Below are 11,363 nucleotides of genomic sequence, written 5' to 3' on the forward strand. Positions count from 1 at the left end.
GTTTCGCGCGCCGCGGCCGCCCGGAGCGTTTCGCGCGCCACCGCGCCGGCGCGGCGCAGCTTGTCGAAACTGTCGGGGATCGAGCTGGATCCGCCGGTGCCCTGCATCCCGATCAGCTTGAACACGCCGGTCATGGCACCGCGCGCGGCCTGCGCGATCAACCGGTCGTCGGTGGCCATGAAGGGCGCGGCCTCCGCCGCCATGGCGGTGTTCCAGTATGCCTTGTCGGGCTGGCCGAACGCGGTGTGGAACTGCCCGGGCTCGAGGTCCATTTCCTCGGCCAGAAGCGCGGCTTGCGCCGACATGATGCCCTGTCCCACGTCCGCATGCGGCGTGATCAGGGTGATCCTGTCCGCGTCGATCAGCACCCACGGATTGAACGTCGCCGCGCCCCCGGCCAGGCCGTTTTCGAGCGGGTTGGCATAAGGCGTGGCCACGCGCCAGACGCCGAACGCGACCCCGCCGGCGACAGCGGCGCCACCGACGAGGAAGCCGCGGCGCGCGATCTTGCCGGTGTGTCCCATGGCTCAGCCCCCGGCGAGCCGCGCGGCGGCGGTTCTGACCGCGGCGCGGATGCGCGGATAGGTGCCGCACCGGCACAGATTGCCGTTCATCGCCGTGTCGATTTGGGCGTCCGTGGGGGCAAGGGTATCGCTCAGGAGCGCGGCGACCTGCATGATCTGGCCGGACTGGCAATAGCCGCATTGCGCGACCTGATGCTCGATCCATGCGGCCTGCACGGCATGACGGGCCTCCGGCGTGCCCAGACCCTCGATCGTCGTGACCTCGCCCCTGACCTGTCCCGCGGGTATCTGGCAGGCGCGCACCGCCCGGCCCGCCACGTGCACCGTGCAGGCGCCGCACTGGGCCACGCCGCAGCCGTATTTCACGCCGGTGATCCCCAGTTCGTCGCGAAGTACCCAAAGCAGGGGCATGTCGGCTTCGATATCGACGGTGTACGTTCTTCCGTTCACGGTCAGGTCCATCGGGCGCTCCGTTCTGTTGGGCTCCAGGGTAGCACGGCCCGGTGGGGCTTCAATGGGCGCATCCTGTCCCGTGACGCGGTTGCCCGGCTCAACGGGCAATCACGATATCGGCGCAAAGCCCGCCGAGCCGCTTGCTTGCGCCGAGCCGAAGCGTCCCGCCATGGGCGCGGGCGATGTCGGTGGCGATGGACAGCCCAAGCCCCACACCGGTGCCGCGGTTCTGGTTGCGCGCCGGTTCCAGCCGGGCAAAGGGTTTGACGGCATCCTCGCGCGCCTCGGGCGGGATGCCCGGCCCGTCATCCTCGACCCGGATGCGCAGCGATTTGTCGGATACAAGCACCGAAAGTTCCGCCTTCGAGCCATAGCGCACCGCGTTGTTGATGAGGTTCTCGACCGCGCGCTTGATGGCGTCGCGCCGCAGCGGCACGTCGCCCGCGCCCTCGACGAGCGCGAGTTCGGCCGGGATGTCGGCGCGGCGGCACTCCTCGACGATCTGGCGCACCAGTCCCACCGGGTCCATCGGTTCGGGGTCGCCTTCCTGCGCGCCGCGCGCGAAGGCGAGGAACGCATCGAGCAGGCGTTCCATGTCCGCCACGTCCTGCTCCATCGGGATGCGGTCGGCGTCATCGAGCATCGACACGCCAAGCTTGAGCCGGGTCAGAGGCGTGCGCAGGTCGTGACTGACCCCCGACAGCATGAGGGTGCGTTGCTCGATCTGACGCTCGATCCGCGCGCGCATGTCGAGAAAGGCGTTGCCGGCCGCGCGCACCTCGGTCGCGCCGCCGGGGCGGTAGGCGAGGTGCCTGCCGCGCCCGAAGGCTTCGGCGGCGCGGGCCAGACGCGTGATCGGGCGCAACTGGTTGCGCAGGTAGAAATAGGAGATCACTGTCATGAGCGCGCCGAAGCCCAGCATGTGCACGAAAAGCTGGTGCGGGTTCGACGCCGACACGCGCCGCCGGTCGAACCCGAGCCTGAGCGCCCCGGCCTCGTCGGGGAAATACAGGCTGACATTCTTGTCGTCGGGCAGTTCGACCGTCAGCAGCGCGGGAAAGAGCGTCGTGAATTCCTCGATGACGTTGCCGGCGGTCAGGTCGTACCAGCGGCGCACATGGTCGGGCGGCACTGCCTGTTGCGGCACGCGCTGAACGTCGATCTGCAGGATCTGCGCGGCCCGCGAGGCGGCGATCTGATCGACGGGGCGGTCCCTGTCATCGAGCACGACGCGGATCTCGCGGCTGACCGAGCGGGTCATCTGGCTGGTCACGCCCTCGAAATTGCGCTGCACGAAGACGACCGAGACGACGAGGAAAAGCCCCACCACCGGCAGAAGCAGGATCAGCATCGCCCGGCCGTAAAGGCCGCGCGGCAGATAGGGTTTGAGCCAGCGAAACGACATGCGCTAAACCTAGACCCGCACCCCGCCAAGAGGAAGCCCGGCGATGAGCGATGATTTCAACCCGCCAATCGGCGTGGCCGAGACCATGGGAGACGGCATCCGGCGGATCGTGGCGCCGAACCCGTCACCGATGACGTATCGCGGCACCAATACCTATCTCGTCGGGGCCGGCGATGTCGCGGTGATCGATCCGGGCCCGGATGATCCGGCGCACCTCGCGGCGATTCTCGGGGCGCTGCGCCCGGGGGACCGCGTGAGCCACATCCTCGTGACCCACGCGCATCTTGACCACTCGCCACTGGCCCCGGTGCTCGGCCGCGAAACCGGGGCGGCGGTGCATGCCTATGGCCCGGCGACGGCGGGCCGCAGCCCGGTGATGGACGGGTTGGCGGCATCCGGTCTGGTCGGGGGTGGCGAGGGGGTGGATGCGGGGTTTGTCCCCGATATCAAGCTGCCCGACGGCGCGGCCGTGACCGGGCGTGGCTGGCGGCTTGTCGCGCTCTGGACGCCGGGGCATTTCGGGAACCACCTCTGCTTCGCCATGGACGATACCATTTTCACCGGGGACCTGGTGATGGGGTGGGCCAGTTCGCTCGTGTCCCCGCCCGACGGCGACGTGAGTGATTTCATGGCCTCCTGCGCGCGGCTGCAACGTTCGGGGCCGCGCATCCTGCATCCGGGGCACGGCGCGCCGGTGCGCGACCCCGCGGCGCGTCTCGACTGGCTGATCACGCATCGCCGGGCCCGGGAGGGGGCCATTCTCGACGCTCTCGCCGAGCGGCCGGGCAGGGCGGATGAGCTTGCCCGACGCATATATACCGACGTGCCGGCGGCGCTGATGCCGGCGGCGGCGCGGAACGTGCTGGCGCACCTTGTTGATCTCACGTCGAAAAAACGTGCGGCGCCGGTCGGCAGGCTGGCCGCGGACGCGGTGTTCGAGGCGCGCGCGGAAAACCGGGGGGCGGGGTGAAAATTCTGTACCTTTCCTCTGGACGCCGCCCGACGCTGTTGCTATATGCCGCCTCGTGTTCCGGCGTAGCTCAGCGGTAGAGCAGTTGACTGTTAATCAATTGGTCGCAGGTTCGATCCCTGCCGCCGGAGCCAAAATCATATAAAGCATTGATTTTGCGAGATATTCCGGCTGAGGAGTCGGAGCCATCGGGATTTGGCACGGCGCTTGGCACTCCGCTTGTCACAGGAGTCGCTGTCATGCCCCGAACCACCGCCCAGGCGCATCTCGAACGCCGCGGCGCGCTCTATTACTGGCGCCGCCGCTGGCCGAAACGACCCCCGCACATCCAGAACGAAAATTTTTTCAGAAAAGGATTTCTGCTCTTTCCTCTTCGCACTGACGTCCTTCGCAATGCGAAGGTCGTGGCGCGCCGCTTGTCCGGTTTCACCGATCTGGCCTTCGCCGCATGTGCGGAGAAGACGATGGCAATTCCGGCCCAGGACATGGACACATTGGTCACGGCACTCTGTCGCTTCCAGATCGAAGCGGCCGACCTAGCGCGCGAGCTTGCTCCGACACGCAGCTTCGAGGCAGCCACATACGAGGAAAGCTGCGCGGATGCGGCCCTCGCGACGTTGCGCCAGGCCATTTTCCTGCGCGATCGGGAGATTGCGCGCAGGCCCCTGCGCGCTGCGGCCGAGCGCCTCGGGGTCGATCTCGACGAGGCGGACGAGGATTACCCGAGGTTGGCGCTGCGCGCCCTGGAAGCCATGGTCGAGGCCGGAGAGGAAAACATGCGCAGGGACCACGGCAGAACAGCCGGCTCGCAGCGCTACCTGCATGCGGCCCTCGCCGGGACCCGCCAAGCCCCGCCTGCGGTCGCACTGGCGCCGGCACAGGGCGTTCCCCCGGAGCACGGGCGGCCGGCGATCGACTTGGTCGCCGGAATGTCCGCGTTGGGTCTTGGAGCAACACCGCAAGCCCCGGTTTGCACGTCCAAGCGGACACACGAACCGGACGCCGGCTCCCGCCCGGCCGAGCGGGCGGCCAAGGCGCAACCGCGCGATACGGCCCGTGCACAGTCCTGCGCGACGCGCGAGAAGAACACGTCCCATCAACCGGCCCGTCAACGAGCCACCGGCCCCGCGATCTGTGATGTCGCCGATGAATATATCGAGGCACGCTGCCAGGGCTACCGGTCCTTCCGGCGCAATGAGCAGGCTCATGCGGCCGCAGGCGCGAGCTGGGCAAAGAATTCGTCCGGGAACGTGAAGTCGACCACGAAACTCCTGACCAAGGCGCTGCCGGTCTCGCGTCTTGGCGATGTTACGGACGAGATGATGTCAGCCGCCTGGTCTCTGATCCAGCGCCTGCCCCGGTCCTACGGCGACAAACCGGGGGAAAGACGGAGCCTTCAGGACATCGCGCATGAAGCCGATGCGATGGATGCACACAACGAGAACCTCACGCGCAATCGCCTTGAGAAGCAGGGCGCCAGCCCCGGCAAGATCGAGTACCATGTCAATATCGGGCGCGTGCCGCGGGTCCGGGCGGCCACGGTCTACCGCCACATGCAGGATTTCCAGCGGATCTGCAAATTCGCCGTCGCCAAGGGGTTTCTCGATTCCAACATCATGGAAGAGCATATCTGGGAGAAGCGCGAGTATGAGCGCCGCGAACTCCTCCAGGAGGACAACAAGCGCGAGGTCTGGTTCGATGATCTGCCTCGTCTGTTCCGCACGCCAGTCTTCCAGGAAGACCTTGAGGAGAAAGGTGATCCGCTGTTCTGGGCGCCGTTGATCTCGGTCCACTCCGGCATGCGCAGCGAAGAGGTGCTTCAACTGGCGACGGCTGATATCCGCGATGTCGCCGGCATTCCATGCTTTGTTCTGAGCTGCGGCGCCGGACAGAGCCTGAAGAGCCTCGCGGCACGGCGCACCATCCCGGTGCATCAGAACCTAATTGACTTGGGGCTTCTCGAACTGGTCGCGTTGCGCGAGCACGACGGCGAACCGCGTCTCTTTCCTTGGCTCGAGCGCAGCAAGGCCAAGAAGACCTTCACGGAGATTTTCTCGAAGAGGTTCAAGGACTATCGAAAACGACAGAAGGTCTACAAGGAGAACATGGATTTCCACGCCCTCCGCACGACCTTCAACCAGGGCCTCGTGCATACCAGCTGCAGCGATACGTCCCGGCGCTATCTGATGGGGCATGTCGAGCACGATGTTGGGATTACCAGTTACACCCCGGACGGGTTCGCAATTTCCGATCTGCTCGAGCGCGTGAATGCCATCGAGATCGACATCTCCATGATCCGGCACCCCTTTCATACCGGGGCGGCGGCCGAGGTCACACAGCTCGACGCCCACCGGCGAACGCAACGCTCTGCCTGACGGCCCCGCAACCGGAGAGCATCCCCGTCGCTCGACAGCAGCCGGGATGGTGGTTTCTTCGTCCCTGTTGCGCGACAACCGCCGGATGCGATTGAATTCCCGCGCGAATTTCGCAAGGGTTGCCGGAAACGAGCCGCCGTGCCAAGCGTCACGAGGGAGGGTGCCGGGATGAAGGCGTTTGAGTTCGATCAGGCGGTCATCGACGAATACGCGAGGTTCTCGCGCTCCTTCACAAGTGTTCGGGCCCTGGATTTGTCCAGTGCGATCGATTCACACTACGCCGACAAGAAGTTCTGGCCGTCCCCCTTCCTCGCCCTCAACCCGGCCTACGAGAAGGGGCAGACCGTCAAGGAACTGGCCGGCAGCGGCAGCCTCGCGCCCGAGACAGCCCGGGTATTCCGCACCACGGCAGCCGATGGCACCCCGGTCCCAATTCGCTTCCACCGTCACCAGGTCGAGGCGATCAGCAAGGCGCTGCGCGGCCGGAGTTTCGTGGTCACGACCGGCACGGGGTCCGGCAAGTCGCTCTGCTTCTATGTCCCCATCGTCGACCGGATCCTGCGCGCAAGACACGCCTGCGAAGCGCCGCGAACGCGCGCGATCGTGGTCTACCCGATGAACGCCCTCGCGAATTCCCAGCTGGGCGAGATCGAGAAATTCGTGGGGCAATCCGGGTTGCCGGAGGCGATGCAGCCCAACGTCGCGCGCTATACCGGCCAGGAGGACGACACCGAACGCCGTCGCGTCGCGGCGAACCCGCCGGACATCCTGCTCACCAACTACATGATGCTCGAACTGCTGCTCACCCGGCAGGACGAGACCGACGCCAGGGTAATCGGGAATTGCCGTGGTCTGGAGTTCCTCGTGCTCGATGAACTCCACACCTACCGCGGGCGCCAGGGGGCGGACGTGTCGGTGCTTGTCCGGCGCCTCCGCGACCGCTGCCGCGGCGGCGAAGAGCCGATCTGCATCGGCACCTCGGCCACCATGGCCACGGAGGATGTCGCCGACGATCCCGCCGAAACGGTCGCCGGGATATCATCGCGGATCTTCGGCGCAAGCATCACCGCCGACGCCGTGATCACCGAAAGCCTCCGCCGTGCCACCCGTGACGAGCTTTCCCTCTCCTCGGCGAGATCGCGCCTGAAAGAGGTGCTCGAGGCGCCGATTCCCGCGGACCTGACAGACGACGCGCTCGAGCAGCACCCGCTGGCCGTCTGGGCGGAGCTCGAAATCGGGATCGATGAGGCAAAAAGCCGATCACGGCGCGACCCCATCCCGTTCGACGCCGCCGTCGAAAAGCTCGCCGCCGATGCTGGCGTCCCCGTCGATCTCGCCGCCGAGCGGCTGGCGCAGTTCCTCGCCATCGCCGCGCGCCCCGAAAAGGACCGGGGAGGCTCCGGTGACGGCGCCTTCATGGCCTTCAAGCTGCATCGCTTCGTCTCGGGCGCCGGCGACGTTCTCACCACGCTCAAGGCGCCGTCCCGCTCGGTTCTTCTCGAGGGGCAGCGCGAAGACCCGGGTGACCCCGGCACGCGCCTCTACCCGACGCGCTTCTGCCGGTCCTGCGGCCAGGAATACCATGTCGTCACGCTCCGCGAAGGTGCCGAAGGACGCGAGCTGGTCCCGCGCGACATTGACGATGCCCCCACGAAATCCGATCCGGAGGACGAAGAGCCCGGCTATCTTACCCCGGTCGAAGAGGCCGGAGACGCCTTCCGTTTTTCGGGAGACATCGAGACCTATCCGGAGGAATGGCGGGAAGAGAAACGGGGCGTCCAGGTGTTGCGACAAAACCGCAAGAAGCAACAGCCGCGCCGGCTGTCCGTGCGCCCCGACGGCACCGTCGCAGAGTGTCAATGAGCGTTCAAAACTGACCCGTGTTCAGCGTTTAATTTTGACCCAGCCTATGCGGTGCAAAGCCCCCAGGCGGGCCGCCCTCATATAGCGAGTCCGTCTGGGGGCTTTGCTTGCGTGACGTTTATGTTTTTCTGCGTCGCTTGCTTTGTGCGAACCGGTATGACGTGTTTCCGGTTTCGATGATGGCGCAATGATGGGTTACGCGATCCAGAAGCGCGGTTGTCATCTTGGCATCGCCGAAGACCGAGACCCACTCGCCGAACTCCAGATTGGTGGTGATGATGACGCTGGTCTTCTCATAGAGCTTGCTGATCAGATGGAACAGCAATGCGCCGCCTGACTTGGGGAACGGGATGTAGCCCAACTCGTCGATGATGATGCAGTCCAATGCCGAGAGCTGCCGGATGATCTTCCCGGCATTGCCTTCGGCCTGTTCCTTGATCAGGGCGTTGATTAGGTCGACGGCGTTGAAGAAACGGACCTTCTTGCCGTTATTGACCAGGGTGGTTCCAAGCGCGATGGCGATATGAGTTTTGCCGGTTCCGGTTCCGCCCACCAGGATGAGATTGTGCGCCTCCTCGGTGAACTGGCCTGTGCAGAACGGTTCGATCTGGGTCTGGGTGACGGCGGCCGCACCGTAATCGAAGGTGGCGAAGTCCTTGTGATGGGGGAACTTCGCGATGCGCATTTGATACTGGATGGAGCGCACCCGCCGCTCTACAGTCTCGGCGTCGATCATTTGCTTTATCGCTGTGGTCAGACTTGGTGGCTTGCGCGCGGACAGCAAATCATGGGCGCAAGCTGCCATCCCGTGCAGCCTCAGGGCGGTCAGTTGGTCGATGAGGGCGTTCATGCCGCAGCCTCCTCCGTCGAGCACAGCGTCTCATAGCGCTTGCAATCCGCCTCGGGCCGCAAGGTCAGCTGCGGATAGGTATAGGCGTCGCTGAGCGGCGTGATGACCGGCTCCACCAACTGGTTAATCAGGTTGATGATGGCGGGCAGGCGCAGGGTGTTTTGTTGCACCGCCAGTTCGCAAGCCGTCTCGACCACCTCGATCCCGTGATCCTGGGCCAGCAGAAGCAGATCGACGAACTCCCGATCCCCGCCTTTACCAGCCATGTAGTGCTTCCTGATCCGGTGCATGGTCTCAGGCAGTTGCCAGTCCACAAAAGGAGCACCGTCGCGCAGAGCACCGGGCTTGCGATCCAGCAGTGGCACGTAATGCCAAGGTTCAAAATAGCTGACATTGCGGGTGAAGCGACGCTTGTGCTCCGCGATGACATCCTGGCCCGATACCAGCACGATCCGGCCTGCATAGGCGCGCAACGACACATGTTGCCCCGCGAACCGGGACGGCACGCTGTAGCGATTGCTGGCATATTGAACCAGACAGGTGGAACGAACACGAATGGTCTTTTCCACGTATCCGTCAAATGCCCGACCCAGAGGGCGCAGTTCGGCGCGTTCGCCTTCGAACAACTCTGCAATCGTGCGATCCGATTGCTCAGGATGGGGCCGGTTTGCCAGGTCTTCACACCGCAGGCGCAGCCAATCGTTTAGCGCATCGAGATCATCGAAGGCAGGTTTGGGCAAAAACAACCGGCCGCGCAAAAACTGGACCTGGTTCTCAACCTGTCCCTTCTCCCAGCCCGCAGCGGGCGTGCAGGCCACCGGCTCCATCACGTAGTGGTTCATTAGGGCCAGGAACCGAGGGTGGAATACCCGGTCCTTCGAGCGCGAGACATAGGTCACCATGGTCTTGGGGTTGTCGATGATCACACGGCGTGGAACCCCGCCGTAGAAAGACAGCGCCTGCACGAAGGCGTCCAGCACCATCTCCTGGGCTTCGCCGGGATAGGCCACGACAAAGGGCTTGCGGCTGTGGCACAGGCGGAAATGGGCAACCTTCACCTTTTGCTCGATACCGCGCAGAACAACCCGCTCTTCGCTCCAGTCAAATTGCAGCGCGTCGCCTGCCGCAAAATGCAGCGGGATAAAAGCCTCGCCTGAACCGGCACCGACCCGCTTCAGGTCGCGGACAAATCGCTGAACCGGCGAATAAGACCCGGTGTAGCCTTCCATCACGAGCTGCTCATAGAGCTTCTGGGCTGTCCGCCGCTCCCGGCGTGGTCGCTTCTGGTCCTGATCGAACAGCTCCTGAAGCCGAGTATCAAACCCATCGCAAAGCTTATGCCGGACCGGTGGCGCTTGCCGCTGATAGCTTGGCGGGCTGTCGTCTTTCAGATACTTCTTGATCGTGTTCCGCGATAATCCCGTCGTCCGCGCAACAGACCGGATGCTGCGCCCTTCAACCAGAACCCACCGCCGGATCTTCGATACACTTTCCATCAATAACACCTGTTCTTTCCTCCGCACTTGAAGCGCGGATGTTAACGAAACAGGTGGGTCAATTTTACTCGCTCATAACCCACCCAAGTGGGTCAATTTTGCACGCCGATTCACAGCGATCAGGTCGCCGTCGCTCAAGACGTTCATACCGGCCAGCAGGCGGGCCAGTTCGGGCCAGTGCTGCGCCGCTCGATCCGACAGAAAGGCGGGCGGCGTGGTGCCGCTCAGGCGCGCTGGTGTGGCCTCTGCGGCCTCGCCGCGCGTCGTGCCGGATACGACTTTCAACGCATGGGGTTTCGGCTTTCGTGGCATTCGGCTTTTTTCCTTCGGTTTCTGCATTGGCAAAGAAGAGATTGGACTGCCGGTTACAGCTTTGCCCCGGTGAGGAACCGAAGGCCCCGGTAGGGTGCCACCGCGCCCGAACCCCGAAGGGCAGGACGCCGGACGCGGTGGCGATCGGCCTTGCCCGTGACGAGCTAAGCCGGGCGCGGCCTGTCGCGGGGCCGGTGGAGAACAGCCCCGCGCATCTCGTTAGCTTGCAGCGCACTTGGCGAAGCGCACCGCGCGGTCGTCGTAACCGACGCCACCGACACGCCGGCGGATATACCAGCGCACGCGGCCCGGCTGGGTCACGTTGTCGTCGATGGTCACGCGCAGCCCGCCGCGATCCGCAAGCACATAGCCCCGGCCGAAGTCACCGAAGGCGATGGGGTGCGCATCGGCGCCGATCGAGGGCATGGCCTCGCTCAGCATGACAGGATAGCCCATCAAACGCGCCGGTTGGCCAGCCGCCAGGCCATCAGACCAGAGCGGGCGGTTGTCCGCATCCTTCAGCTTGCGGATGGTGCCCGCCGTCGCCGAGTTCATGGCTCAGCGCCCGTTCGACCGGTAGGCGGCCTTCAGGTCATAGACCAGATCGGCCAGCAGGTCCGACACCGCCGCAGCGTCCGCGCCCAGCGTGTCGGCCGTCCCCGAGGCGATGTATTTGAACGCGCCCGCCGTGCGGCTTCCGTCTGCGCCGCTCTCCGGTGCCGTGTTGAGGATGCCCGTCGGCTTGGCGGTGCCGTTGCCCGAGACAATGGCGATTGCCTCGGCTTCGCCCAGGGCCGCGCCCGCTTCCATCGTGAACCAGTCCGCCACGTTGAAGGCGGCGTCGGTCACGAGTTCCTCGGTCGCCTCGACCAGCGCGAACAGCGTGCCGAAAGTCGGCTTCGGTCCGCTCAGCGTCGGCTCGTTGGTGCCGCTTCGCGTGTCGGTCTCGCCGGCCCAGCCGCTTGTCGCGTCGGCATTGGACAGCGGCAGAACCACGTCGCCGGATGCAACCTCGATCTGCCGATCGCCCCCGCGACCTTCTACAGGCATGCCGCCATTGCCCGCAGACCCGAGCTGGCCTCGGACCGTGCCCGGCAGGACGTGCAGGATTTCGA

General features: G+C 65.1%; 8 protein-coding genes, 1 tRNA gene and 2 pseudogenes. 4 read left to right on the forward strand and 7 right to left on the reverse strand.

What is annotated here, in order from left to right; translation table 11 throughout:
• The 3 genes and pseudogenes from ACH107_RS24920 to ACH107_RS24930 all read right to left on the reverse strand — a co-directional run.
• Nucleotides 1–524: pseudogene (locus ACH107_RS24920) on the reverse strand (xanthine dehydrogenase family protein molybdopterin-binding subunit); the annotation flags it as partial.
• Nucleotides 525–527: 3 nt separating this feature from the next.
• Nucleotides 528–986 carry a (2Fe-2S)-binding protein gene (locus tag ACH107_RS24925; protein ID WP_412508253.1) on the reverse strand — a complete coding sequence of 153 codons (459 nt, stop codon included), beginning with the start codon at nucleotides 984–986 and terminating at the stop codon, nucleotides 528–530.
• 88 nt (nucleotides 987–1,074) lie between these two features.
• Complete coding sequence (locus tag ACH107_RS24930) at nucleotides 1,075–2,382, reverse strand: ATP-binding protein (RefSeq protein WP_412508255.1); 1,308 nt, start codon at nucleotides 2,380–2,382, stop codon at nucleotides 1,075–1,077.
• A gap of 43 nt (nucleotides 2,383–2,425) precedes the next feature.
• On the opposite strand from ACH107_RS24930, the gene ACH107_RS24935 reads away from it, so the two are divergent.
• The 4 genes from ACH107_RS24935 (at nucleotide 2,426) to ACH107_RS24950 (ending at nucleotide 7,590) form a co-directional block, all read left to right on the forward strand.
• Nucleotides 2,426–3,352 (forward strand): MBL fold metallo-hydrolase, encoded by a 927-nt coding sequence (locus tag ACH107_RS24935; protein WP_412508256.1) that lies wholly within the window; start codon nucleotides 2,426–2,428, stop codon nucleotides 3,350–3,352.
• Between the two features lie 59 nt (nucleotides 3,353–3,411).
• Nucleotides 3,412–3,486, forward strand: a tRNA-Asn gene (locus ACH107_RS24940).
• A gap of 105 nt (nucleotides 3,487–3,591) precedes the next feature.
• Entirely contained in the window at nucleotides 3,592–5,727 is a 2,136-nt protein-coding gene (locus ACH107_RS24945) for a hypothetical protein (RefSeq protein WP_412508257.1), read from the forward strand.
• Nucleotides 5,728–5,895: 168 nt separating this feature from the next.
• Nucleotides 5,896–7,590, forward strand: a complete 1,695-nt coding sequence (locus ACH107_RS24950) for a DEAD/DEAH box helicase (protein ID WP_412508259.1) — start codon at nucleotides 5,896–5,898, stop codon at nucleotides 7,588–7,590.
• 118 nt (nucleotides 7,591–7,708) lie between these two features.
• Here the strand turns inward: ACH107_RS24950 and istB are convergent, their stop codons facing one another.
• The 4 genes and pseudogenes from istB to ACH107_RS24970 form a co-directional block, all read right to left on the reverse strand.
• A complete protein-coding gene (gene istB / locus ACH107_RS24955; RefSeq protein ID WP_412508261.1) occupies nucleotides 7,709–8,440 on the reverse strand; it encodes an IS21-like element helper ATPase IstB in 732 nt (243 codons plus the stop codon).
• Nucleotides 8,437–9,936 carry an IS21 family transposase gene (gene istA, locus ACH107_RS24960; protein ID WP_412508262.1) on the reverse strand — a complete coding sequence of 500 codons (1,500 nt, stop codon included), beginning with the start codon at nucleotides 9,934–9,936 and terminating at the stop codon, nucleotides 8,437–8,439. The genes istB and istA overlap by 4 nt, the downstream gene beginning before the upstream one ends.
• Nucleotides 9,937–10,008: 72 nt before the next feature.
• Nucleotides 10,009–10,248: a hypothetical protein gene (locus tag ACH107_RS24965; protein WP_412508264.1), complete on the reverse strand. Its 240-nt coding sequence runs from the start codon at nucleotides 10,246–10,248 to the stop codon at nucleotides 10,009–10,011.
• A gap of 219 nt (nucleotides 10,249–10,467) precedes the next feature.
• Nucleotides 10,468–11,298, reverse strand: a pseudogene (locus ACH107_RS24970) (phage major capsid protein).
• Nucleotides 11,299–11,363 lie beyond the last annotated feature (65 nt).

This window comes from Roseovarius halophilus (ex Wu et al. 2025) (assembly GCF_047086965.1).

Excerpts from the sequence above, each read along its gene's own strand:
- istB (WP_412508261.1), bottom strand. The coding sequence starts at position 8,440 with ATGAACGCCCTCATCGACCAACTGACCGCCCTGAGGCTGCACGGGATG.
- ACH107_RS24935 (WP_412508256.1), top strand. The coding sequence starts at position 2,426 with ATGAGCGATGATTTCAACCCGCCAATCGGCGTGGCCGAGACCATGGGA.
- ACH107_RS24945 (WP_412508257.1), top strand. The coding sequence starts at position 3,592 with ATGCCCCGAACCACCGCCCAGGCGCATCTCGAACGCCGCGGCGCGCTC.
- ACH107_RS24950 (WP_412508259.1), top strand. The coding sequence starts at position 5,896 with ATGAAGGCGTTTGAGTTCGATCAGGCGGTCATCGACGAATACGCGAGG.
- istA (WP_412508262.1), bottom strand. The coding sequence starts at position 9,936 with ATGGAAAGTGTATCGAAGATCCGGCGGTGGGTTCTGGTTGAAGGGCGC.
- ACH107_RS24930 (WP_412508255.1), bottom strand. The coding sequence starts at position 2,382 with ATGTCGTTTCGCTGGCTCAAACCCTATCTGCCGCGCGGCCTTTACGGC.
- ACH107_RS24925 (WP_412508253.1), bottom strand. The coding sequence starts at position 986 with ATGGACCTGACCGTGAACGGAAGAACGTACACCGTCGATATCGAAGCC.
- ACH107_RS24965 (WP_412508264.1), bottom strand. The coding sequence starts at position 10,248 with ATGCCACGAAAGCCGAAACCCCATGCGTTGAAAGTCGTATCCGGCACG.